Origin of the sequence: Helicobacter pylori (genome assembly GCF_006439795.1) — a bacterium.
In the GTDB taxonomy this organism is placed as follows: Bacteria; Campylobacterota; Campylobacteria; order Campylobacterales; family Helicobacteraceae; genus Helicobacter; species Helicobacter pylori_CR.
Map to the genome: position 1 here is coordinate 61,553 of NZ_VEYL01000003.1, position 24,043 is coordinate 85,595.

At 37.7% G+C, this 24,043-nt stretch carries 28 protein-coding genes and 1 tRNA gene; 17 read left to right on the forward strand and 12 right to left on the reverse strand.

What is annotated here, in order from left to right:
* Window positions 1-9: 9 nt before the first annotated feature.
* The 6 genes from lpxC to FIM66_RS02200 are packed head-to-tail and all read right to left on the reverse strand — an operon-like array spanning window position 10 to window position 5,323.
* Window positions 10-897, reverse strand: a complete 888-nt coding sequence (lpxC, locus tag FIM66_RS02175; RefSeq protein WP_140599889.1) for a UDP-3-O-acyl-N-acetylglucosamine deacetylase — start codon at window positions 895-897, stop codon at window positions 10-12.
* Window positions 894-1,481, reverse strand: a complete 588-nt coding sequence (minC, locus tag FIM66_RS02180) for a septum site-determining protein MinC (protein ID WP_194149237.1) — start codon at window positions 1,479-1,481, stop codon at window positions 894-896. The genes lpxC and minC overlap by 4 nt, the downstream gene beginning before the upstream one ends.
* Window positions 1,482-1,483: 2 nt before the next feature.
* Complete coding sequence (locus FIM66_RS02185; protein WP_194149238.1) at window positions 1,484-2,806, reverse strand: M23 family metallopeptidase; 1,323 nt, start codon at window positions 2,804-2,806, stop codon at window positions 1,484-1,486.
* Window positions 2,807-2,815: 9 nt separating this feature from the next.
* On the reverse strand, window positions 2,816-3,760 hold the full coding sequence (locus FIM66_RS02190) for an outer membrane beta-barrel protein (protein WP_140547891.1): 945 nt from the start codon (window positions 3,758-3,760) through the stop codon (window positions 2,816-2,818).
* Between the two features lie 8 nt (window positions 3,761-3,768).
* Window positions 3,769-4,611, reverse strand: coding sequence for an outer membrane beta-barrel protein (locus tag FIM66_RS02195; RefSeq protein ID WP_140547890.1), 843 nt, complete (start codon window positions 4,609-4,611; stop codon window positions 3,769-3,771).
* Window positions 4,601-5,323, reverse strand: a complete 723-nt coding sequence (locus tag FIM66_RS02200) for a hypothetical protein (RefSeq protein WP_100978180.1) — start codon at window positions 5,321-5,323, stop codon at window positions 4,601-4,603. The genes FIM66_RS02195 and FIM66_RS02200 overlap by 11 nt, the downstream gene beginning before the upstream one ends.
* A gap of 148 nt (window positions 5,324-5,471) precedes the next feature.
* Between FIM66_RS02200 and panB the strand changes: the two genes are divergently transcribed.
* The 9 genes from panB to FIM66_RS02245 all read left to right on the forward strand — a co-directional run bounded on the left by panB (window position 5,472) and on the right by FIM66_RS02245 (window position 10,907).
* On the forward strand, window positions 5,472-6,284 hold the full coding sequence (gene panB / locus FIM66_RS02205) for a 3-methyl-2-oxobutanoate hydroxymethyltransferase (protein WP_128036763.1): 813 nt from the start codon (window positions 5,472-5,474) through the stop codon (window positions 6,282-6,284).
* On the forward strand, window positions 6,285-7,295 hold the full coding sequence (ruvB, locus tag FIM66_RS02210; protein ID WP_000664486.1) for a Holliday junction branch migration DNA helicase RuvB: 1,011 nt from the start codon (window positions 6,285-6,287) through the stop codon (window positions 7,293-7,295).
* Window positions 7,296-7,362: 67 nt separating this feature from the next.
* A complete protein-coding gene (tatB, locus tag FIM66_RS02215; protein WP_140547889.1) occupies window positions 7,363-7,845 on the forward strand; it encodes a Sec-independent protein translocase protein TatB in 483 nt (160 codons plus the stop codon).
* Complete coding sequence (gene tatC, locus FIM66_RS02220) at window positions 7,838-8,560, forward strand: twin-arginine translocase subunit TatC (protein ID WP_000461199.1); 723 nt, start codon at window positions 7,838-7,840, stop codon at window positions 8,558-8,560. Before tatB ends, tatC begins: the two co-directional genes overlap by 8 nt.
* Window positions 8,561-9,598, forward strand: a complete 1,038-nt coding sequence (gene queA, locus FIM66_RS02225) for a tRNA preQ1(34) S-adenosylmethionine ribosyltransferase-isomerase QueA (protein WP_140547888.1) — start codon at window positions 8,561-8,563, stop codon at window positions 9,596-9,598.
* Window positions 9,595-10,131 (forward strand): 16S rRNA (guanine(527)-N(7))-methyltransferase RsmG, encoded by a 537-nt coding sequence (rsmG, locus tag FIM66_RS02230; RefSeq protein ID WP_140599891.1) that lies wholly within the window; start codon window positions 9,595-9,597, stop codon window positions 10,129-10,131. The genes queA and rsmG overlap by 4 nt, the downstream gene beginning before the upstream one ends.
* A complete protein-coding gene (locus FIM66_RS02235) occupies window positions 10,125-10,367 on the forward strand; it encodes a PP0621 family protein (RefSeq protein WP_140547886.1) in 243 nt (80 codons plus the stop codon). The genes rsmG and FIM66_RS02235 overlap by 7 nt, the downstream gene beginning before the upstream one ends.
* 2 nt (window positions 10,368-10,369) lie before the next feature.
* Complete coding sequence (locus tag FIM66_RS02240; protein ID WP_140547885.1) at window positions 10,370-10,777, forward strand: hypothetical protein; 408 nt, start codon at window positions 10,370-10,372, stop codon at window positions 10,775-10,777.
* A gap of 42 nt (window positions 10,778-10,819) precedes the next feature.
* Window positions 10,820-10,907 (forward strand) — tRNA-Ser (locus FIM66_RS02245).
* 1 nt (window position 10,908) lies between these two features.
* Here the strand turns inward: FIM66_RS02245 and FIM66_RS02250 are convergent.
* Window positions 10,909-11,481 (reverse strand): outer membrane protein, encoded by a 573-nt coding sequence (locus FIM66_RS02250; RefSeq protein ID WP_001879972.1) that lies wholly within the window; start codon window positions 11,479-11,481, stop codon window positions 10,909-10,911.
* A gap of 318 nt (window positions 11,482-11,799) precedes the next feature.
* Between FIM66_RS02250 and FIM66_RS02255 the strand changes: the two genes are divergently transcribed.
* Genes FIM66_RS02255 through copP form a run of 7 tightly spaced genes read left to right on the forward strand, consistent with a single transcriptional unit; the run spans window position 11,800 to window position 18,454 of the window.
* Window positions 11,800-12,174, forward strand: coding sequence for a chemotaxis response regulator CheY (locus FIM66_RS02255; RefSeq protein ID WP_000772151.1), 375 nt, complete (start codon window positions 11,800-11,802; stop codon window positions 12,172-12,174).
* The gene (prmA, locus tag FIM66_RS02260; protein WP_140599892.1) at window positions 12,175-13,164 is read left to right on the forward strand and encodes a 50S ribosomal protein L11 methyltransferase; all 990 of its coding nucleotides are present in this window, start codon (window positions 12,175-12,177) and stop codon (window positions 13,162-13,164) included.
* 8 nt (window positions 13,165-13,172) lie between these two features.
* Window positions 13,173-15,071, forward strand: coding sequence for an ATP-dependent zinc metalloprotease FtsH (gene ftsH / locus FIM66_RS02265; protein ID WP_120821990.1), 1,899 nt, complete (start codon window positions 13,173-13,175; stop codon window positions 15,069-15,071).
* Window positions 15,072-15,073: 2 nt separating this feature from the next.
* Complete coding sequence (locus FIM66_RS02270; protein ID WP_120828356.1) at window positions 15,074-15,328, forward strand: hypothetical protein; 255 nt, start codon at window positions 15,074-15,076, stop codon at window positions 15,326-15,328.
* Window positions 15,318-16,031, forward strand: a complete 714-nt coding sequence (pssA, locus tag FIM66_RS02275) for a CDP-diacylglycerol--serine O-phosphatidyltransferase (protein WP_001122219.1) — start codon at window positions 15,318-15,320, stop codon at window positions 16,029-16,031. The genes FIM66_RS02270 and pssA overlap by 11 nt, the downstream gene beginning before the upstream one ends.
* Window positions 16,028-18,253 carry a copper-translocating P-type ATPase CopA gene (copA, locus tag FIM66_RS02280; RefSeq protein WP_140478332.1) on the forward strand — a complete coding sequence of 742 codons (2,226 nt, stop codon included), beginning with the start codon at window positions 16,028-16,030 and terminating at the stop codon, window positions 18,251-18,253. The genes pssA and copA overlap by 4 nt, the downstream gene beginning before the upstream one ends.
* The gene (gene copP, locus FIM66_RS02285; protein ID WP_000869068.1) at window positions 18,254-18,454 is read left to right on the forward strand and encodes a copper-binding metallochaperone CopP; all 201 of its coding nucleotides are present in this window, start codon (window positions 18,254-18,256) and stop codon (window positions 18,452-18,454) included.
* Window positions 18,455-18,603: 149 nt separating this feature from the next.
* Here the strand turns inward: copP and FIM66_RS02290 are convergent, their stop codons facing one another.
* On the reverse strand, window positions 18,604-18,885 hold the full coding sequence (locus FIM66_RS02290; RefSeq protein ID WP_140478334.1) for a hypothetical protein: 282 nt from the start codon (window positions 18,883-18,885) through the stop codon (window positions 18,604-18,606).
* 216 nt (window positions 18,886-19,101) lie between these two features.
* Window positions 19,102-20,418 carry a DL-carboxypeptidase Csd4 gene (gene csd4 / locus FIM66_RS02295; RefSeq protein WP_140568255.1) on the reverse strand — a complete coding sequence of 439 codons (1,317 nt, stop codon included), beginning with the start codon at window positions 20,416-20,418 and terminating at the stop codon, window positions 19,102-19,104.
* A 135-nt stretch (window positions 20,419-20,553) separates the two neighbouring features.
* Here csd4 and FIM66_RS02300 point away from each other — a divergent pair, with 135 nt between their 5' ends.
* Window positions 20,554-21,069 carry a flagellar FLiS export co-chaperone gene (locus tag FIM66_RS02300; protein ID WP_140478338.1) on the forward strand — a complete coding sequence of 172 codons (516 nt, stop codon included), beginning with the start codon at window positions 20,554-20,556 and terminating at the stop codon, window positions 21,067-21,069.
* A gap of 3 nt (window positions 21,070-21,072) precedes the next feature.
* On the opposite strand, the gene FIM66_RS02305 is transcribed toward FIM66_RS02300, so the two are convergent.
* From FIM66_RS02305 to FIM66_RS02315, 3 genes are all read right to left on the reverse strand, one after another.
* Window positions 21,073-22,068, reverse strand: a complete 996-nt coding sequence (locus FIM66_RS02305) for a HoxN/HupN/NixA family nickel/cobalt transporter (protein ID WP_140599893.1) — start codon at window positions 22,066-22,068, stop codon at window positions 21,073-21,075.
* An 85-nt stretch (window positions 22,069-22,153) separates the two neighbouring features.
* The gene (locus FIM66_RS02310; protein ID WP_100965671.1) at window positions 22,154-22,789 is read right to left on the reverse strand and encodes a DUF3226 domain-containing protein; all 636 of its coding nucleotides are present in this window, start codon (window positions 22,787-22,789) and stop codon (window positions 22,154-22,156) included.
* 28 nt (window positions 22,790-22,817) lie between these two features.
* Entirely contained in the window at window positions 22,818-23,930 is a 1,113-nt protein-coding gene (locus FIM66_RS02315) for an ATP/GTP phosphatase (protein ID WP_140501297.1), read from the reverse strand.
* Window positions 23,931-24,043: the final 113 nt, after the last annotated feature.

Sequence of the window (24,043 nt, forward strand, 5' to 3'; positions counted from 1 at the left end):
TAATTAGGATTAAGCGAAAGCCTTTTGCAACGCAAATTCTTTAGCTGGATCTGTAGCGATCAAAACTTCATAATTTTTAGCGTCCGCTAAAATGGCTCTAACCAACATGGAATTGAGCTTATGACTCCCTGAAAAAGAAGTGTATTTGCCCATCACAGGCATGCCTAAGACCATTAAATCCCCCATAGCGTCTAAAATCTTGTGGCACACGAATTCCTTTTCGCACCTCAAGCCCTCTTTATTCAAAATGCTGTTTTCGTCCAGCACGATACAATTATTCAAGCTCCCCCCTTTAGCCAAACCAATGGATCGCAAGTAATTCACTTCTTGCAAAAACCCAAAGGTACGAGCTTTAGCGACTTGCTCTTTGTAAGCGGTTTTACTAAAAACGAAATGGTGGGCTTGCTTAGCGATAACCGGATGGTTAAAATCAATCGCAAAATTCAAAGAAAGCTGGCTGTCTGGCTCAATTTTAACAAATTTATCGCCCTCTCTAACCTCAACGACTTGCTTGATTTCCATCACCTTTTTAGGAGCGTCTAATTCTTTAATCCCTGCTTCATCTAAAAGCATGCAATAAGTCAAAGCACTCCCATCCATGATAGGGATTTCTTCGTTATCCACAGAGATTTTAAGGTTGTCAATGCCATACGCATGGACAGCTGAAAGCAAATGCTCAATCGTAGAAATCCTCGCATTATCCTTACCCAACACGGTTGCCATTTTAGTATCCACGATGTTTTCAGGTTTTAAGGGGAGCTTCACGCCCAAATCAGAGCGGTAAAAAACAATGCCTTGATTTTCTCCTAAAGGCTCTAAAACAAGCTTCACAGGAACGCCCTTATGTAAGCCTATCCCTACTAATTCCACAGAGTGGTTAATGGTTGTTTGTTTCATAATACTTCCTTTATGTCTAGTATATCGTCATTTTTAGTGATTATTTTAATATTTTTATTTACCAAAAGCCGCTCAATCTCTTTTAGAGATAAAATTTTATTTTGAAAAATGATTTGAGCGCTCCTAACTTCTTTCAAAATCAAGCACTCTCCAAAGCACACAATCGCCCCTTCGCAAACCCCATAAACCGACACACAGCCTTCTGAAATAATCTTGGCTCCATTGTGGATATTGCCCAAAAAAATAAGATGATTAGTGCTATAAATCTCTTCCCCACTCCTGATATGGCGCTCATAAATCGTGGTTTTAGGTTCTGTTTTAGAATGATTGGGTTTTGAATGATTGGTTTCTTCTTTTAAAGGCATGGTTTTGATATGACGCCCGTTTAAAGCGCGATTCGTTTCTAAAAACAAAAGCTGGTGTTTGTGCAAAATGGCTTTGACTTCTGGTTCAATATCATATTTAAAAATAATAAGAAAATACTGCAAAAGGGCATGGTTTTTTTCTAAAAATCCTATGACCGCTTCAGGCTCTTGCTTTTCAATTTCAAACGCATGCACATTTTTTTGATTGGTTTTTAACATGACTATCCTTTCATTAAAAGCCGTTTGGTTTGCTCTATGGGGGCGATGATATTGGTTTTTATCCATTGCTCATTAAGCCATTCATTGGGCCGGACAAAAACCCCTTGCAAAAGCATCCCTAAATGCAACCCGCTCCCTAATTTCAAACCACTACTCCCCACGCTTCCATCATCTTTTAAATGCGCTAAAAAAACGCACAAACCTAACCCATAGCAATTGATTAAACTATTACCATAAAAATCCAACTCCCCCTTAAAAACCCTCTTCACAGATAAATCAAACGCTAAAGATAAATCCTTGCTGGGTATCAAATCCACCCCTAAATGCAAGAATTTAAACAACACCTGATTATCCTTTAAAAACCGCCGATTTTCTAAAAAATTGCTTACCATTTTAAAAGGCCCATTCAAGGGTTTTAGCGCTTGAAAATGGGAAAAATCCTTATAAAAATCCCCTTGATCTAAAGCAATCTTTTGGATTTTTTCTAAATCTTTTAAGCGCGCGTTGGAAAACATTTCTAATAAAGTTTGCTCAGTATGATTTTGAAATTTTTCTTGCTTTGCAATCTTGTCTTTTAAGGCGCTTAAGTCTATATCCTTTTCTCTCAAACGATGGGTTTTTCGTTTGAACAATAAAGGGGTGGTATTAGAGTTATAGGCTTTATCTTTAGCGACAATGAACGCCTTAAAATCCTTATTTTTATAAGACCAAGGCACTAGAGCGATAAAGACATTACGCTGTTTGAATTCTAAAAGCCTGAACGCTTTAAAATCCTTTTTTTTGACGCGCACAAACGCTTGAGACAAATTCTTATCCAAAGCTTCAAAGACAACTACCGCGCTCCCCCCATAAGCGATGCTTGGGGAACGAGATAAAATCGTGATTGAGGGTTTTATCGTATCAATACACACTTCTTGTTTGAAAGACGCCTTATTGCCATTGAAAAAATTAGCATAGCTCCAATCATTAGCTTGAATTTCATATAAAAGGCACTTGTCTTCTAACCCCATGATTTCAGGCCTAATTAAAGGCACTTCTAAAGACTTGGGTTTATCCAATACCAGATTTTCTTTTTCATATAAAATCAAATTATCTTGCGTGGTTACTTTTAAATCGTAGCGTTTGATGCCCTTTGGGGCTGCTATTTTAATCTTAATGGGTTTTTTTAAATCCCAAAAAAGCGCTTCATTATTGTCATCAAGCGCATCCTCTTCGCTATTCAAACTAAAACTTAAAGCTTTGGGTTTTGTGATTAAAGCGTTAAAAATCAAATAACCCCCTAAAATCAAAACGACTAACGCTAAAATTTTAAACCTCAACTCCAAAATCAAGCCTTAAAAAATGAACGCATAATTCACTAATAAAAAACTGGATCGCTTGAACTGGTTGTTAGCCGAAATCAACAATCGTTCATCATCTTCTTTATTGTGATAAATCGCTCCCTCTTCCACTCCCATTCTCAAATAGCTAATCGGTAATTTGGTGCCAATTTCTAAGCGGTGTTTCCTATAAAGCGTTAAACTCACGCCCACATTAAAAGTGTAATCCACTTCAATCAAAGATTTCCATAAAAAATTAGGGCTTGAATAGCCCCCCATTACCAAATTCCTCCCGTTTTGATTAGGCTTGTCTTGATAAAGCATAAGCCCTATCCCAAAACCCGCATAAACGCCTAAAAAATGCTTTTTAGTCTTAAAATCTAAAGGCATATCAAACAACAAATCGGTATTGACAGCCCCTAAAACATAAATAAACGAGCCTACAGATTGCTTGCTTGCATCCTCTTTTAACACCCCTCCCCCAAGCAATAAATCCCCATAAAATCGTGTCCCAAAATAAGGCACGAAGTATTTTTGATACCCGAATTTAGCGCTAATCATAGAAACAGGAGCGTTAATATTGATATTGTTTTTAAACGCACTAGAGGCATTCGCGCCATATCTGTCTAACATTTCCCCTTGATAAGAAAGATTAAATCCCCCATAAGCATACCCACCCCCTAAAAAAACCCCGCTCTTATCATCGGCTATGGAAAAAGATTTGAGTAATTTTTTTCTTTTCTTTGAAGAAATCTTTGGGTAAGTTCGCTCTAAATATTCTTCTTCAAACTTATCCTTATCCATCTCTTTGGGCGAAACCCCTTTTTCGGTGAGCTGTTGCTTTAAATGGTTTATTTTTTCGTCTAATTGTTGGTTTTCTTCTTCTAAATTGTCATAATCTGTCGCTTGAAGTCCCAGTATGAGCGCGATATAAATCAAACCATATTTAAATTTCAACATTTTAGCCTTTACAATAAATAGTTGTAACTAATATAATAAATATTAGTGCTTTTAAAATAATATAAAAAAGTTTGCGAAGTTTCTTTTAAGGGAGGCATTTTTAGGGCTAATTCAAAGCGGTGTTTGAGATTAAGCGTCATGCTCACCCCTAAATTTAACACCAACCCAAAAGCGTTAGGCTGTGAATACCCTTTAATCTCTTTTAAATTTTGATACATCCCATTCCACCCCACTCCAACGCCTCCAAATATCCCTAACGCAAACCTTTTTTCTTTGTCAATAGGCTTATCCATCAATAGATCAATATTCAAGCTTGCGGTTTGATAAGAGGCTAAAGAATCGCTTTTAAACCCTTTCATCGCCCCCCCTAAATATTCCCCATAAAAGCGTAAGGCGCTAATCCCGTTAGCAAAATACTTTTGATACCCGCTCCTTAAGCCATACAACAAAGGAGAAGCTTGAATATTGCTTAAAGGTTCAAACTTCTCATAAGAATGAGCACTAACCCCTATATCGCCAAGAATCACGCCTATAAAAAAACCGCTTTTATTTTTAGCCATTTGCTGGAATAAGAGAGATTCATTTTTTTCATGCAATTCCCCTTTGAGCATGTAAAGCTGGCGTTTTTTCTTATGGATTTCTTCAAGCAGGCTTTTTTCATCAATCTTCTTTTTAGCTTCCTTGTTTTCTTCAAACTCCAGCGTTTGGGTGCGTTTTTCTTCCAAAAGAACGGGAGCGTCTTTAGGGGTATTTTCTTCAGTCATGTTCTCTTGAGCCGTATTTTCTTCAGCGCGCAAGCTTAACATAAAACCAAAGCATAAAATGAGATTTCTTATTTTTTTAGAACACATATTGATACCCAATGCTTGCTATAGCTCCCCACCAAGTCTCTTTTGAAGAATTAGATTGCAAAAAAGGGAAATTATTCAAGATTTTAAATTCAAATTCAATGCGGTTTTTTTCTAATACCGTTAGAGCCAAGCCTGCGTTAAAAGACATCCCCCATTCCGCCGTGTAATTCACCCCATGCGCTACAACCCCTAAACCCAAACCCATATAACCCCCCATATAAAGGTATTTCCCCACAAAAGGCAAAGGAAAATCCAACAAAAAATCCCCATTCAGCATGACCGATTGAAACCCCACGCTCCCAAAGCCCGCTTTCTTAGGAGCTCCTCCATAATATTGAATATAAATGCGCCTGCCAATGATATTTGGCTTAACCAAGCGTGCAAAAAACGACGGCCTGAAGGTTTGATAGCCAAAACGCAAGCCATAAGCGAACAAATAATTTAAAATATTCCCGGTGATGCTAGAGCTATTGGTTTTGACCATGATTTCATGGTTGTAAAAAAAACCGGTATTGATCCCTAAAATAAGCCCGCTTTTAGCGTTCGCTCTCTTTAAATCTCTGATCAATTCCTCAACTTCTTTATCTTCATAAGCCTTATAATACTTGATATATTTGTAATATTTTGGGTCTAGGGTATCATAATCAAGCGCACTCAATCCCGTATAAAACCCCATTAAAGACCATAAAATAACATGTTTTTTAAGACCCAAAATCGCTAAATCCCTTGAATTGTTTGTTAAAAGTTTCTTTCAATTATACTAAAATAATTAAAATGACCGGTTAAAATGGAGTAAAATTTTTACCCACCCCAATAAAGTCATGCTACAATGCCACTATATTTAACACTTAGGATTTTTAATGAGCATGCAAACCGCCCCAATTAAAAAGATCACTCTCAACCACCTCCAAGCTAAAAAAAATCAAGAAAAAATCATTGCTATCACCGCTTATGACGCGCTGTTCGCTCAAATATTTGATCCGCTAGTGGATGTGATTTTAGTGGGCGATAGTTTGAATATGAGTTTTTTCAATCAAAACGACACTTTGAGCGCGAGTGTAAAAATGATGCTCTATCACACTAAAGCCGTGTGCGCGGGCGCTAAGACTCCTTTTATCATCACAGACATGCCTTTTGGAAGCTATAAAGATGAAAAAACAGCCCTAAAAAACGCCATTAGGGTTTATAAAGAAACCCAAGCGAGTGCGATCAAACTAGAGGGGGGGAAAGAAAAAGCGAAACTGGTTAAAACGCTCACTAATGAGGGTGTTATTGTGGTAGGGCATATTGGCTTGATGCCCCAATTCGTGCGTCTTGATGGAGGCTATAAGATTAAGGGCAAAAATGAAGAGCAACAAAAAAAGCTTTTAGAAGACGCCTTGAGTTTAGAAGAAGCCGGAGTGGGTTTATTGGTTTTAGAGGGCATAACCACCCCTATCGCTCAAACGATCACGCAAAAAATCAAAATCCCCACGATCGGCATAGGGAGCGGCAAGGATTGCGACGGGCAGATTTTAGTGTGGAGCGACATGTTGGGTTTTTTTGATAGCTTTAAGCCTAAATTTGTGCGAGAATACCTTAAGGGGAAAGAATTGATTCAAAACGCTATCAAACAATACGCTGATGATGTGAAAAAGGGAAACTTCCCTAACGAATTAGAAAGTTATCATTAAATGAAAGAACGGATAGTCAATTTAGAAACTTTGGATTTTGAAACTTCTCAAGAAGTGAGTTTGCGCCCCAATCTTTGGGAAGATTTTATCGGTCAAGAAAAGATTAAAAGCAACTTGCAAATTTCTATTTGCGCGGCTAAAAAACGCCAAGAAAGTTTGGATCACATGCTCTTTTTTGGCCCGCCCGGTTTGGGTAAAACTTCAATCAGCCATATCATCGCTAAAGAAATGGAAACCAATATCAAAATCACCGCCGCTCCCATGATAGAAAAAAGCGGTGATTTAGCCGCCATTTTGACTAATTTGCAAGCTAAAGACATTCTTTTTATTGATGAAATCCACCGACTCAGCCCAGCGATTGAAGAGGTTTTATACCCGGCTATGGAAGATTTTAGACTGGATATTATCATAGGCTCAGGCCCAGCCGCTCAAACCATTAAAATTGATTTACCCCCTTTCACCCTCATCGGTGCTACCACCAGAGCCGGAATGCTTTCTAACCCCTTAAGAGACAGATTTGGCATGAGTTTTAGGATGCAATTTTATAGCCCTAGCGAACTAGCCCTCATCATCAAAAAAGCCGCCGTTAAACTCAACCAAGACATCAAAGAAGAAAGCGCTGATGAAATCGCTAAAAGGAGCAGAGGCACGCCAAGGATCGCTTTAAGGCTTTTAAAAAGGGTGCGCGATTTTGCGCTAGTCAAAAATTCAAGCTTGATGGATTTAAACATCACTTTGCATGCTTTGAATGAACTAGGCGTGAATGAATTAGGCTTTGATGAAGCGGATTTGGCGTATTTATCTTTGTTGGCTAACGCTCAAGGAAAGCCGGTGGGTTTGAACACGATTGCAGCGTCTATGAGAGAAGATGAAGGCACGATTGAAGATGTGATTGAGCCTTTTTTACTCGCTAATGGTTATTTAGAGCGCACCGCTAAAGGCAGAATCGCCACGCCTAAAACCCATGCGCTTTTAAAAATCCCCACTTTAAAGTCTCAAACTTTATTTTAATCTTGTTTAGAAAGAAAATTACACTACAATAACGATAAAATTTTAAAGGGTGTGAAAGTAGATTATTATGTTTGGCATGGGCTTTTTTGAAATCCTTGTGGTGTTGGTTGTAGCGATTATTTTTTTAGGGCCAGAAAAATTCCCCCAAGCTGTCGTGGATATGGTGAAATTTTTTCGTGCGGTTAAAAAAACGCTCAATGACGCTAAGGACACTTTAGATAAAGAAATCAATATTGAAGAAATCAAAAAAGAAACCCTAGAGTATCAAAAACTCTTTGAAAATAAAGTGGAGAGTCTTAAAGGCGTTAAGATTGAAGAATTAGAAGACGCTAAAGTAACTGCAGAAAATGAGATTAAAAGCATTCAGGATTTGATGCAAGATTACAAACAAAGCTTAGAAAACAACACACCCCCTAACCATTCCAATAAAGAAGTTTCCAATGAAGAAGCCTTAAATAAAGAAGTTTCAAGCGATGAATCCCCTAAAGAAGTCCAATTAGCAACCGATAACAACGCCAAAGAACACGACAAAGAAAAAGAGCATGTTTGAAGATTTAAAACCGCATTTACAGGAATTAAGAAAGCGTTTGATGGTTTCTGTAGGAACGATTTTAGTGGCGTTTTTGGGGTGCTTTCATTTTTGGAAAAATATTTTTGAATTTGTTAAAAATTCTTATAAAGGCACGCTCATTCAGCTCTCCCCTATTGAAGGGGTCATGGTAGCGGTTAAAATCAGTTTTTCAGCCGCTATCGTCATTTCCATGCCCATTATTTTTTGGCAATTGTGGCTCTTTATCGCTCCAGGGCTTTATAAGAATGAAAAAAAAGTGATTTTGCCTTTTGTGTTTTTTGGGAGCGGGATGTTTTTAATTGGGGCGGCGTTTTCTTACTATGTGGTGTTCCCTTTCATTATTGAATACTTGGCCACTTTTGGGAGCGATGTGTTTGCGGCTAATATTTCTGCGTCCAGTTACGTGAGCTTTTTCACACGCTTGATTTTAGGCTTTGGCGTGGCGTTTGAATTGCCTGTTTTGGCGTATTTTTTAGCTAAAGTGGGCTTGATTACCGATGCGAGCTTGAAAGCGTATTTTAAATACGCTATTGTAGTGATTTTTATTGTAGCAGCCATTATCACTCCTCCTGATGTGGTGAGTCAAATCTTTATGGCGTTACCTTTAGTGGGGCTTTATGGGCTTTCTATTTTAATCGCCAAAATGGTCAATCCGGCTCCTAAAGATAACGAAAATGACACCAAAGAGAATTAGTTGAAAGAATTTGATTTAGAAAGCTATGATTATTATTTGCCTAAGGAATTGATCGCCAACTACCCCGTTTTGCCCAAAGAAAAGGCTAAATTACTCGTCTATGAAAGGCGTTCGCAAACAATCACGCACACCACTTTTGAGCATGTTTTAGATTTTTTCCCTAAAAACACCCTTGTGGTGTTGAACGACACTAAAGTGATAAAGGCTAGGCTTTTTGGATCTAAGCATGCCTTTTTGCCATCAAAAACGACCGAAGTGTTTTTCCACCGCTTTTTTAAAAATAATACCGCTATAACTCAAATCAAAGGCAAGATCAAAGTGGGGGATAAGATCTTTTTTGATGCACATTATTACGCTGAAGTTTTGGAATTGCTTCATAACGGCCAGCGTTTGATCGCTTTTTATGACAATCAAACCCCCTTAAATCAAGAAAATATCTTAAAACTTTTAGAGCGATACGGGCATATGCCCTTACCCCCTTATATTAAAAGAGCGGATGAAAGTTTGGATGCGCATGAATACCAGAGCGTGTTCGCTAAACACATGGGCGCAGTGGCTGCCCCTACAGCGTCATTGCATTTTTCTCAAAATACCTTAGAAAAATTATTGAAAGGTTTCAAGCACGCTTTTTTAACCTTGCATGTGGGGGCTGGGACTTTTCTTGGCGTAGAAACTAAAGATATTAGAGAGCATCAAATCCATACAGAAGTTTTACGCATTCCTAAAAAGAGCCAAGAAATTTTGCAAGAATCCCAAGAAATTTTATGCATCGGCACGACCGCTTTAAGGAGCGTGGAATACTTTAAGCGTTTAGAAAACCCTAATCAAGAATCGTTTGAATGCGATATTTTCTTGCATCTTGCCAATCCTATTTTGCATGTTAATTATTTGCTCACTAATTTCCATTTGCCAAAATCTAGCCTTTTAATGCTTGTGAGCGCGATGATAGGCTTAGAAAAAACCAAAGAAATCTACAAAATAGCCATAGAAAAGAAGTATCGTTTTTATTCTTATGGCGATGGGATGCTGATTTTATGAACCCCTTATTGCAAGATTATGCACGCATCCTTTTAGAATGGAATCAAACGCACAACTTGAGCGGCGCAAAAAATTTAAGCGAGTTAGAACCCCAGATCACAGACGCTCTAAAACCCTTAGAATTTGTCAAAGATTTTAAAAGTTGTTTGGATATTGGGAGCGGGGCGGGACTTCCTGCTATCCCTTTAGCCCTTGAAAAACCGGAAACACAATTCATTCTTTTAGAGCCAAGAATAAAAAGAGCGGCTTTTTTAAATTACCTTAAAAGCGTTTTGCCTTTAAAAAATATTGAAATCATTAAAAAGCGTTTAGAAGATTATCAAAATCTTTTACAAGTGGATTTAATCACTTCTAGAGCGGTCGCTAGCTCTTCTTTTTTGATAGAAAAAAGCCAACGCTTCCTAAAAGATAAGGGGTATTTTTTATTCTATAAAGGCGAGCAGCTAAAAGATGAAATCGCTTGTAAAGACACTGAATGCTTTAGGCATCAAAAGCGTATTTATTTTTACAAATCAAAGGAAAATTTATGTTAAGAATTTTAATCCCCCTACTCATTATTGTGTGGGTTTTATGGCGTTTGTTTTTGAGGCAAAAACCCCACAAAGACGACCCCAAAGACAACCACTCTTATGCGCAACAAACCCCTAAAGAATTAGAAGATCACATGATTGTATGCTCTAAATGCCAAACTTATGTCTCTAGCAAAGACGCTATTTATAGCGGGGCGGTGGCGTATTGCAGTGAAGCTTGTTTGAATAATAAAGGATAAATATGCTTATTTTAGGACACCCTTTAATCCCTAGCGATCGTTTTGTTTTCATTAAAAACACCGATGGCGTTCATTCTAGCACCAATAACGATATAGTGTGTTTTGAAGCGAATCCAAAAAATTTGGAATTAGCCAAGTATTGCTGTGAAAATAGAGTCCATTTTAGCGTGATCTTTTTATCGCACAAGATAGAAACAGACACCTTTTTTTTATTCAACGCTTTCAAACCGCTCTATTGTATTTTTAAGGATATTAAACAAGCCACACTCGCCCAACAACACGCCACTAATTACTTATTAGATAGCAAAATTTTGTTTTCTATGGATTTAAACGATACAGAGTTGTGGGAAATTTGCGCTAAAAATCAAATAGATGGCGTTATTTCTAAAGATTCACTCCTTTTAAAATAAGCCCTTTTTAAACAAATCTTAGTTATAATAATCCCTTTCTAAGGGGAGATGTCCGAGTGGTTGAAGGAGCACGCCTGGAACGCGTGTAAGGTGCAAGCCTTCGAGGGTTCGAATCCCTCTCTCTCCGCCATTTAAAAATGCCACGAATGCGAAACAAAAAACAAAAAGCTCCTTTCAAACAAACTGCGCCTTTCAGGGGTTAGAAAGATTTTCATGCCAATTTCTACATCCACCTTATGATACAAAACGATCGTGCGAAACTGCACCCCAAATTTCCCGATAGCCCTGAAATAAGTGTTGTGAAAATTGAAATCTTTTAATGAATCCCAAGTATTCACCACCAAATCTTTGACTTTATTGTTGAGTATCCATGTGTTAGCGGCCAGTTGCAAGCCAAAGAAAAAAGCCCAGCGGTTGATCGGGTTTTTAGCGTAGGCGACCATAAAATCCCCTCCCACCCCATAAGTGAACATGTTCGCTTGCAAAGTAGAGTCATTATTAAAAAGCACATTACCATAATCTATAAAGAAATAATACCTAGAATAAGCCCAATCGTTTTTAGGATTCACTTCATAGCCTTGAAGGATTGAAGCCCCTTGTAAAAGCTTGTTGGTGTTTAAAGGGCGCATAAACACCGTGCCTATTTGATAAGAAGAAGACATATAACTCAAATTTTCAGCATTTAAAATATTTAAAAAACTCATACTCAGTATTAAAATTCTTAAATAATACACTTACTTGTAAAATCCTTGTCTTTCTTTTTTCAAACCATCCAATGACCCTTTATCGCACTCAAGAGTTATTTTATTACTTTTAAGCTATTATCATAGCAAACAAACTGAATTTTTTTACAAATAAGAACGCTCATTGAACGCTCCATTTAGCCAATGATTATTGTCGGTCAAGGCATTTTAATCAAAACATGCTATTATTTGGAACGATTTATTATTATAAGGCGTTAGAGACGCTTTGGCTGTTTAAAAAGAGCCTAATTTAAATGCAATCTTAAAAGGAGAAGCGCTTTGAAACTATTGGTAGTAGATGATAGCTCAACTATGAGGAGAATTATTAAAAACACGCTTTCACGCTTAGGCTATGAAGATGTTTTAGAAGCTGAGCATGGGGTGGAAGCTTGGGAGAAACTGGACGCTAATGCGGACACTAAGGTGCTTATCACAGATTGGAACATGCCTGAAATGAACGGGTTGGATCTCGTTAAAAAGGTGCGATCCGATAGCCGCTTTAAAGAAATCCCTATTATTATGATCACCACAGAGGGCGGCAAGGCTGAGGTCATTACGGCTTTGAAAGCGGGAGTGAATAACTACATTGTGAAACCTTTTACCCCCCAAGTTTTGAAAGAAAAATTAGAGGTTGTTTTAGGGACAAACGATTGAGTGTTAAAGCCAATGTATTATGAGTTTTTCTTTATCTTCCCTAAGGAACGAGAGCTTTTTGAGAGCTTTCTTTTAGACACCACGCATCTAGCCTTAGAAGAATCAAGCCTAGAAAATTTAAAAGCGTTTGACGATAAAGAGAGCATTGGATTTATAAGCCAATCTGATTGGCATTATTTCGCCACTCATAATTCTTTGAAAGAAAATTTAAAAGAAAAACCTCCGTATCTCAAAAATTTCGTTATTTTACGCTCTGAAAAGGATTTGAACGACTCGCTCATTCCAGCATTAAAAGCGTTTTGTTTGAGCTTAAAACAAAACCTGCAAAGTGAGTTTGATTTTTTCTACCTTTCACGCAATCTGGCTTCAAAAGACTGGCTAGAAGCCTACAAACAAGCTATTTTACCGGTGCAATGTGCCAAATTTTACATACACCCTAGCTGGCATCAAAAGCCAAGCCATGTTGTTACAAATGATTGCATAATGATTGATCCGGCTTTGGCATTTGGATCAGGCCATCATGAAAGCACTTCTATGTGTTTGGAACTGCTCTCTAACCTTGATTTAAAACGCAAAAACGCCTTAGATGTTGGCTGTGGGAGCGGGATTTTAAGCATCGCCTTAAAAAAACAAGGCGTTAGCGCTTTAGTAGCTTGCGATACGGATAGTTTGGCCGTTGAAGAAACCCTAAAAAATTTTAGCTTGAATCAAATACCCCTATTAGCACAAGATAAAGTCATTTATGGCTCTACGCAAAAAATTAAAGGGCGTTTTGATATTATTGTGGCGAACCTTGTCGCTGATGTGATTAAGAGTTTGTATAGTGAATTTGTGCGGCTTTGTAACCACACTCTTATTTTATCAGGGATTTTAGAAACCCATTTAAACTCTGTTTTACAGATCTATTATAATGGATTTGAGGTTTTAGAACAGCGGCAGCGTAACGAATGGGTCGCTCTAAAATTGCTTAAAAAACAACCAATAAATTAAGGATTATAATGAAACCAACGAACGAACCTAAAAAACCTTTTTTTCAAAGTCCCATTATCCTTGCGGTTCTTGGAGGGATTTTACTCATTTTTTTTCTGCGCTCTTTCAATTCTGATGGCAGTTTTTCGGACAATTTCTTAGCTTCTAGCACTAAAAATGTGAGCTACCATGAAATCAAACAGCTCATCAGCAATAATGAAGTGGAAAATGTGAGTATCGGTCAAACTTTGATCAAAGCTAGCCATAAAGAGGGCAACAATCGTGTGATCTATATCGCTAAACGAGTGCCTGATTTGACCTTAGTGCCTTTGTTAGACGAGAAAAAAATCAATTATTCTGGTTTTAGCGAGTCTAACTTTTTTACGGACATGTTGGGGTGGCTCATGCCTATTTTAGTGATTTTAGGGCTATGGATGTTTATGGCAAACCGCATGCAAAAAAATATGGGTGGGGGTATTTTTGGCATGGGGAGTGCGAAAAAACTCATTAACGCTGAAAAACCCAATGTGCGTTTTAATGACATGGCAGGCAATGAAGAAGCCAAAGAAGAAGTGGTAGAAATCGTAGATTTCTTAAAATACCCTGAACGATACGCCAATTTAGGGGCTAAAATCCCTAAAGGCGTGTTATTAGTAGGGCCTCCAGGAACCGGTAAAACCCTTTTAGCCAAAGCGGTAGCCGGCGAAGCGCATGTGCCGTTTTTCTCTATGGGAGGGAGCAGTTTTATTGAAATGTTTGTGGGCTTAGGGGCAAGCAGGGTTAGGGATTTATTTGAAACCGCTAAAAAACAAGCCCCTAGCATCATTTTTATTGATGAAATTGATGCCATAGGTAAAAGCCGAGCGGCTGGAGGCGTGGTGAGCGGGAACGATGAGAGAGAGCAAACCTTAAACCAACTCTTAGCCGAAATGGATGGTTTTGGGAGCGAAAACGCGCCTGTGATTGTCTTAGCCGCAACGAACCGCCCCGAAATCTTAGATCCGGCGTTAATGCGTCCAGGGCGCTTTGACAGGCAGGTTTTAGTGGATAAGCCTGATTTTAATGGCAGGGTAGAAATCTTAAAAGTGCATATTAAAGGCGTGAAACTCGCTAATGATGTGAATTTGCAAGAAGTCGCCAAACTCACCGCAGGGCTTGCGGGAGCGGATTTAGCGAATATCATCAATGAAGCCGCGCTTTTAGCAGGAAGAAACAACCAAAAAGAAGTCAAACAACAGCATTTAAAAGAAGCGGTTGAAAGAGGGATTGCTGGGCTAGAAAAGAAAAGTAGGCGCATCAGTCCTAAGGAAAAGAAAATCGTCGCCTACCATGAAAGCGGGCATGCCGTGATTTCTGAAATGACTAAAGGGAGTGCTAGGGTGAATAAAGTCTCTATCATTCCAAGGGGAATGGCGGCTTTAGGTTACACCCTTAACACGCCTGAAGAAAACAAATACTTGATGCAAAAACACGAACTCATCGCTGAAATTGATGTGCTTTTAGGCGGGAGAGCGGCTGAAGATGTCTTTTTGGAAGAAATTTCTACCGGTGCGAGCAACGATTTAGAAAGAGCGACTGATATTATTAAAGGCATGGTGAGTTACTACGGCATGAGTAGTGTCAGTGGGCTTATGGTGTTAGAAAAGCAGCGGAACGCCTTTTTAGGAGGTGGTTATGGGAGCAGTAGGGAATTTAGCGAAAAGACCGCAGAAGAAATGGATCTTTTCATTAAAAACCTACTAGAAGAACGCTATAAGCATGTCAAACAAACCTTAAGCGACTATAGAGAAGCGATTGAAATCATGGTCAAAGAATTGTTTGACAAAGAAGTCATTACAGGCGAAAGAGTGCGTGAAATCATCAGCGAATACGAAGCCGCCAACAATTTAGAAAGCCGTTTGATCCCTTTAGAAGAGCAAGCGAGTTAAGAGTGCGAGCTTACAAACAGATTTTTGATAAGGGTTTAAAGCCTTATGATAAACATTCTGTTTGTTTAAAGCTTTTTTTTAGATTTTGTTTTCTAAAAATTCATGCTTATCAACAGCGTTATAAAGCGTTTGCTCTGACGCTCTTTTTTTGTGAGTTTTTTAGCACTTGTAAAATTTTTATTCCCATAATTGATTTTAAAATCGTTTTTATTCCTATTCTAAAAGCCAAGTTAAAAAGAATCTCTAATGCCTATTAACCCTCTCTATCTTTTCCCCAATCTTTTTACCGCTAGCAGTATTTTTTTAGGCATGATGAGTATTTTTTACGCTTCCAGTTACCAATTTGTCATGGCATGCTGGTTAGTGGTAGCGAGTCTTATTTTAGACGGGCTTGATGGGCGTGTCGCAAGGCTTACCAACACCACTAGCAAGTTTGGTATTGAATTTGACTCCCTAGCTGATGTAGTCGCTTTTGGGGTGGCTCCAAGTTTAATCACTTACTTTTATGTGGGGTATAACTTTGGGCGCATAGGCATGGCGGTGAGCGCATTGTTTGTGATTTTTGGAGCGATACGATTGGCGCGATTCAATATCAGCACCAACACAAGCGACCCCTATTCTTTCATCGGTATCCCTATCCCTGCGGCGGCGGTATTGGTGGTGCTTTGCGTGTTATTGGATAACAAATACCATTTTTTAGAAGGAAATACCGAAAAGTTATTTTTAAGCTTTATTGTCTTATTGGGGGTGCTTATGGTGAGCAATATCCGCTACCCTAATTTTAAAAAAGTCAAATGGAATCTCAAGCTTTTCATCTTGGTGTTGATTTTTTTATCGTTAGTGTTTGTGCGCCCTTTAGAGGCTTTAAGCGTGTTTATGGGGTTGTATTTGATTTATGGCATCATTCGGTGGCTCTTTTTAATGGTAAAAATTATTTTTAATAAAAATAAAAGCGCATGAAAGAATCTTTTTACATAGAGGGAATGACTTGCACGGCGTGTTCTAGTGGGATTGAACGCTCTTTAGGGCGTAAAAGTTTTGTGAAAAAAATAGAAGTGAGCCTTTTAAATAAGAGCGCTAATATTGAATTTAACGAAAATGAAACCAATTTAGACGAAATTTTTAAACTCATTGAAAAGCTAGGCTATAGCCCTAAAAAAACTCTAGCAGAAGAAAAAAAAGAATTTTTTAGCCCTAATGTTAAATTAGCGTTGGCGGTTGTTTTCACGCTTTTTGTGGTGTATCTTTCTATGGGAGCGATGCTTAGCCCTAGCCTTTTACCTGAAAGCTTGCTTGCGATTAATAATCATAGTAATTTTTTAAACGCTTGCTTACAGCTTATAGGCACTCTCATTGTCATGCATTTGGGGAGGGATTTTTACATTCAGGGGTTTAAAGCCTTGTGGCACAGACAACCCAACATGAGCAGCCTTATCGCCATAGGCACAAGCGCTGCTTTAATTTCAAGCCTGTGGCAATTGTATTTCGTTTATACAAATCAGTGGTCTTATGGGCATTATTATTTTGAAAGCGTGTGCGTGATTTTAATGTTTGTGATGGTGGGCAAACGCATTGAAAATGTTTCTAAAGACAAAGCTTTAGACGCTATGCAAGCCTTGATGAAAAACACCCCAAAAACCGCCCTTAAAATGCAAAATAACCAACAGATTGAAGTTTTAGTGGATAGCATTGTGGTGGGGGATATTTTAAAAGTCCTCCCTGGAAGCGCTATTGCGGTGGATGGCGAAATCATAGAGGGCGAAGGGGAATTAGATGAGAGCATGTTAAGCGGTGAAGCGTTGCCGGTTTATAAAAAAGTCGGCGATAAAGTCTTTTCAGGGACACTCAACAGCCACACGAGTTTTTTAATGAAAGCCACGCAAAACAACAAAAACAGCACCTTGACTCAAATTATAGAAATGATCCATAACGCTCAAAGCTCAAAGGCAGAGATTTCTCGCTTAGCGGATAAGGTTTCAAGCGTGTTTGTGCCAAGCGTGATCGCTATCGCTATTTTAGCGTTTGTGGTGTGGCTCATCATCGCGCCTAAACCCGATTTTTGGTGGAATTTTGGAATCGCTTTAGAAGTGTTTGTATCGGTTTTAGTGATTTCTTGCCCTTGCGCTTTAGGATTGGCTACGCCTATGAGTATTTTAGTAGCGAATCAAAAAGCGAGTTCTTTAGGCTTATTTTTTAAAGACGCTAAAAGTTTAGAAAAAGCAAGGCTAATCAATACGATCGTTTTTGATAAAACCGGCACGCTCACTAACGGCAAGCCTGTCGTTAAAAGCGTTCATTCTAACATAGAACTATTAGAGCTATTGAGTTTAGCGGGCAGTATTGAAAAGAGCAGCGAACATGTCATTGCTAAAGGGATTGTAGAATACGCAAAAGAGCGTAACGCTCCCTTAAAAGAAATGAGCGAAGTTAAAGTGAAAACGGGTTTTGGCATTAGCGCTAAAGTAGATTATCAAGGCGCTAAAAAAATCATTAAAGTAGGTAATAGCGAGTTTTTTAACCCTATTAACACGCTAGAAATCAAAGAAAACGGGATTTTAGTGTTTGTGGGTAGAGCGATCAGTGAAAAAGAAGACGAGCTTTTAGGGGCGTTTGTTTTAGAAGATTTGCCCAAAAAAGGCGTGAAAGAGCATATCGCTCAAATCAAAAAATTAGGCATTAACACTTTTCTTTTAAGTGGGGACAATAGGGAAAATGTCAAAAAATGCGCGCTTGAATTAGGGATTGATGGTTATATCAGCAACGCCAAACCACAAGACAAGCTCAACAAGATCAAAGAGCTTAAGGAAAAAGGGCAGATCGTTATGATGGTGGGCGATGGCTTGAATGACGCTCCTAGTCTTGCTATGAGCGATGTGGCGGTGGTGATGGCTAAAGGGAGCGATGTGAGCGTGCAAGCAGCGGACATTGTGAGTTTTAACAACGATATTAAATCGGTTTATAGCGCGATTAAATTAAGCCAAGCGACCATTAAAAATATCAAAGAAAATTTGTTTTGGGCTTTTTGTTATAATAGCGTGTTTATCCCTTTAGCTTGTGGGGTTCTTTATAAGGCTAATATCATGTTAAGCCCGGCGATTGCAGGTTTAGCGATGAGTTTAAGCTCTGTGAGTGTGGTTTTAAACTCCCAAAGGCTAAGGAATTTTAAAATTAAGGATCATTGAATGAAAGTAACTTTTCAGGTGCCAAGCATTACTTGTAACCATTGCGTGGATAAAATTGAAAAATTTGTGGGCGAAATTGAAGGCGTGAGCTTTATTGATGCGAGCGTGGAAAAAAAGAGCGTGGTTGTAGAGTTTGACGCTCCAGCGACACAGGATTTGATTAAGGAAGCTTTATTGGATGCGGGGCAAGAAGTAATATAATAAAGGTGTGTGATATAGAAGTATCGGATTAAAAACCGCAACATTCAAAAGGGTTGTTATCTTTTAATGCTTTGTTTGGGTGTTTTCACGCCCTTCAATGGTGATTTATCATAACCATAAGAGAAAGAAATTATCGCATTTTCCTTTTCTCATTTCCATTTTTGATACAAACGAATCTGCTTTTTCAAGCCGCTAATCACACCACCCATAAAAGAAAGGGAATTACGAGATAGATTGCTTCTGCATTGCGAACGAATAAGTTCAGAGATTTTAACAAACAATATGCATAGCTCATCAGGTTTCATGTTGCCAACAAGGCATAAGCCTTGTATGCATTCAATAGGGACACGAATACGAGAGTTACCATCTTTTAAGTCATTGTCTAATCGCTGTATTAAGCCATCCAAGCCCTTTTGAATTACCTCATGCATTCTTTCTAAAACACAATATTCCCTTGCTAAAAAAAGAACAAGATGAACGCATGGCGTAAAGTCTGTTGCTTATTTTGCATAGCCTCTTCGTTAAGTCAGGTAATGATAAGTAAAGATTTCTAATGTCTAGCATAACTATCCTTTATTTGAGGCTATCATATTTATTAGGCGTTGCCTTAAAACGCTCTGAGATCTTTTGGTAAGGTTTATCCATTCCTACACAAATTTCACTAAGATCATCCCGATAAACGCGTTGTTTTTATAAAATTCTATGCGATAGATCCTTTCTTGCTTGTCTAGTGAAAAGCGTTTTTGAAAATCTTTAAATCTAATCGTATAACCCGCTTCATTAGGCTTATTTTCATTAGAAACGCTAAAGCCAATCACATTCGCGCGGATATTGTCCATAGCATGGATATAAAAACTCTCTTTCACTTCAACCACGCTCCCTATTTTAACCATTTGATCCTCATTGTCAATTTGCATTTTCACTTCTTCTAAAGAAGGATCAAACTCTATGTAAAAGGGCGATAATCGTGTCATGAGCTTGTTGCCGTATTTTAAAAACACTTCTTGCTTATTTTTGACTAGCCCTACAATGTAAGCGTTGCTCTCTATGGGGATTTGCGGGATTTTAGTGTTGTGGGGTAAGGGGAAATGATTGAGTTTAGGGCGCAAGTTAAAAAGGGGCATTTTAGGCAAAGAGCTGATTTTTGCCCACAAGTTTTTATCATTGATTAGGGCATGCACGCTGTTAGGGTTAAGTTCAAAATCGCGCTTAAAAGGGATATTGAGTTGATTGAGTAAGCCCTCAATGGCTTGCAAATGGTAAAACACCCTTGACGCTAAAGGGAGCTCTTTGCTGGCTTCATTGGCAAAAGCGCTCTTTTTTTGATTGATCGCATAAAAAGTTAGGGCTTTTTGCATTTCTGTATCGCCTTGTGCGGTGCGCGTGTTTTTTAAATGATACTCCTCAATGGGGTGCAATAAATGGGCGTTGATGCTCTCAATCGTATTGTTTGCAAAAGCAAGCAAGTTAGGGAATTTCGCCCCTTTAACCTCATCTTGATCAATAATAAAGCAATTCCCCCAACGCTTAGGATTGAGCGTCGCATCAATATAAACAGGGCGGTAATACCCACCGCCATCATGCAAGTGCAAGACAGCGTCTATATTGGGTTTTGCAATCAAGGATTTGATTTCCTGGATAGTGGGGTATTCAGGGTCATTCTTGTCTAAAGCGGCAAATTTGCGGTTCATATCCCCATACAAGCCCCTATGATTTCTTAACATGGAAGGCTTATTCAATACGGGAACCACTTCCACCAAGCCTTTTAAAACGCTATAGTGCATTAAAAACAAATTAGTTGCATTAAACCCCCCAGGCTCATCGCCTTGAATCCCTGCTAAAAGCAACAAATGGGGGGCTTTGTCTCTGTCTTCTACATTTGTAGGGGCTTTTTCTATCGTTTCTATCGCATGCAAAAACACCCAAGAACACAAGCCCCACACCAAAAGCCATATTTTTTTCATCCCATCTCTCTACTATTTGAAACTAAAAGATCGCTAATTATACCTAAAAACCTTTTTAAGGGTGTTTTTTAAAGTTTCCATAAAAAAGGAACGAAAAATGCTTGTGAATGATCAATTCTATTTAAAAGGTTTTTTATGGATATTTTAAAAACTCTTCAAAAGCATTTGGGCGATGTTGAAACAAGCGATTTTAAAACCAATGCGATAGAAAAATCCCAACAAATCGCTAAATTCAGTAGGGACATGAAAAATATAAACGAGAGCGTTGGAGCGTTACAAGTCTTGCAAATCGCTTGCAAAAAGCTTTTCAATAAGAGCATGGGTTTAGAAGATAAAGACGCTTTGCAAGCTTCTATCGTTAAACAGGAATTGCGAGAAATTGTAGAAAATTGCCAGTTTTTAGCCTCTCCTTTGTTTGACACTCAGCTCAACATTGCCATTAACGATGAAGTTTTTTCCATGATTGTGGATAATCCTTTGAATTTATTGGAAAATGTGGGCGGGTTTCAAGCTTATTTGGAAGAAAAATTAAACGAAATTAAGGAATTATTAAATTATTTGAGCGAAAGCCTTTCAAACCCTAAAGCCTTTATGCCAAGTTTTTCAAATAAAAGCCTTAAAGATTTGTTAAGCGATGATTTGAGGGCTTAAAATCTAGCCCTCTAATTTAGAAAGCTTGATTTTCCATAAAAAGAATGAGCCTAAAAACGCTATCACGAATAAGCCCACCAAGTAATAGCCTAAGTCTGTAAATTCCAGGCTTTGTAGGGTGCTTAAAAGGCGGTTTTCAAATTTTAAATGGAGTTTCTCGCTAACGACTTGAAAAAGCTCAATCAACCCGATAAAAAGCGCGATAAACACGCTTAAGGCTGTAATAGAAATATTGTAATAGATTTTTCTTAAAGGGGTTTTGAACGCCCAATCATACGCCTTGAGCATGAACGCCCCATCTAAAGTGTCAAACAAACTCATGCCAGCAGCAAAAAGAATGGGTAAAGAGAGCATGCCCACAACACTCACTTTAATCGCGCTGCTAGAGAGGGCCAAAAGCGCGATTTCACTAGCGGTATCAAAGCCTAGCCCAAAAAGAAAACCCACAGGATAAATATGCCACGACTTGGAAACGAAATTAAACAAGGGCTTAAAAAAGCGATTGAGTAAGCCCCTACTCGTTAAAAGCCGTTCAATCTCTTCATTTTGTTGCTGGCTCAGGCTTTCATTAGAATGCGATTTTTTAAATATTTTTAATAAATCCAAGAGAATAATCGCATTCAATAGCCCTATAATGAGCAAGAAAAGCCCAGAAACTAAAGTCCCCACTACCCCCCCTATTTCTTCTAGCATCGGCGTGTGCTCTTTAGCCCAAGCGATCGCAAACGCGCTGATGATGGTCATTAAAATCACCACGCTTGAATGCCCCATAGAAAAGTAAAACCCCACACCATAGGCGTTTTTGCCTTGTTGGGTGAGCTTTCTAATGGTGTTGTCTATGCAAGCGATGTGATCCGCATCAAACGCATGCTTTGCCCCTAGCATGTAAGCCATAGACGCCGCCGCATAAAACGAAGCGTTATTAGCCATAAAGAGCAACGCCAAACCTAACGCATGCAAGAACACAATCGCTAAAAAATAAGGAAACCACAATTTCACAACGCACCTTTTTGTAAAAATAATATTTTTTGAATGATTGTAATATATTTTGTTAAATTAGAAAATCTTAAGTTTTGTTTTTTGATTATTTTGCGAATTGCCCTAGAAAATCTTTAAGGGGAATGAGAGAATTTGAGTTAAAATCAATCACTTCTTTTAGTTTTTCATATTCTTCTTTATATTCTTTCCTTATTTTACCTTTATCATCAATAATAATCTTTTCTTCATTCTTCTTGTCATTTTTATTCCGCTTATCTTTGAAAAAATTTTGTAGTTCAAACACTTCTAAATAGGCATACCACTTACTTTTGCTGATGTTTTTAATCGGTTTATAATGTTCTTTACTTTTAATGCATTCTAAGTATCCTTCAAAACATTTAAGAAATTCATCGTGTTTAGCAATTTCTAATAATAGGGTTTCTAAATCGCCATCATCTTGATTGTTAGGGAATAAAAAAATTTGTTCTTCTGTAATCTTTTGTTGTGTTTTTGATAAAATCTCTTTTTTATTACTCTCATAGTCTTTATCGGCATCAAAAATGATAAGTGTTTTATCGTATTTTTCAATTTCAAGCAATCGTTTAGATAGGTTATCTTTTCCTGTTACATCTTTCACCTTAAAATTTTTAATTGGAATATCTTCTAGAAAATACAGATAAGCTTCTAAAAACACCTTATCGCTTGGACCTTCTACAAAAATCAGTATTTCTTTATCTGCCATTGAATGATCCTAATCTTAGTATGATGCTTTAGCCAAAAAGATTCTCTTCATTTTCAAAATAATATTCTAAATTTTCTCCATAATAAGTTCTTGGAATAACATATTGATCGTCTTGCTTAAGACAAAACAACTTAGTTTGATGCGCAAAATCCTTTTCTCTGATAACTTGATCTAAAATTTCTATAAATTCTTGGTTGTGGGTAGTCATAAACACTTGCAAATTACCATCTTTATTATTATTGATAAAATCAATAATATTTTTTAACAATAATCTCATGCGAGAAAAATGCAAGCCATTTTCTACTTCATCAATATAAATCGTTTTTGCGTTATCAGCCATAAAAGCACTTACAATATGCAAATATTTCTTCAAACCATCGCCAAATACAGATAGTGGGACTTTTTCTTTGATATTTTTCACTTTTAATTTGAGTTGGTTGTTGGTGTTAAAGCTAATAGATTGGATATTGTTATCAAATTGATTAAGATGTTTATTTAATTCTTCTTCTAATTGGTTGTTACTGCAAATTTTACTCACCGCTTGAATCATATGAGCTTGCCTGTAAGCAACATCGCTAGGTATTATGGTAGCGCTTTTAAAGGGTAAAAGTTTTTGCAATTGACTGGGTTCAAAATTCTTAAATTGCCTATTGTAGCCTGACTGATTAGGAATTGGTGGGAAATTGGGAATTTTAGCAATATTTAAGTGATCGTTATAGATTTCTTCATTATTTTTTTTAAGAGTGAAATTGAGCTGAGAGGACATTTGAGTTTGTTCTGCTGTAGGTATTATTTGCGACTCTATTACCTTTTGGTTTTCACTGGCTATGAATTTTATTTGCAAGTCCAAGGTCTGATTGTTGTCTAAAGTTGTAACAATTTGTATTTCTTTCTCGGTGTCTAAACCATAAAACATTAAGTTTTTTGATTCTGTTGTTAAAGGCTCTTTGCGTATATTGTCATAAACTTCCGTTATATTAGCGCATGGGTGCATGGATTTTCCCACCAAACAATACAACGCTTCTAACAAATTAGATTTACCCACATTGTTCCCACCAGTAATAATGTTGAGTTTGGTAAAACCATCAATTTGAGTGTCCTTAAAAGTCTTAAAATTTTTAATGCGAACAGACTGAATCATTGAACCCCTTTATCCAAACAAAAATTGATGCTAAATTTTCATATTATAACGCATGCGATTACGAAAAAATTTAATAGGAAATAAATAAGAAATCATAAAAATAAAAGCATTAT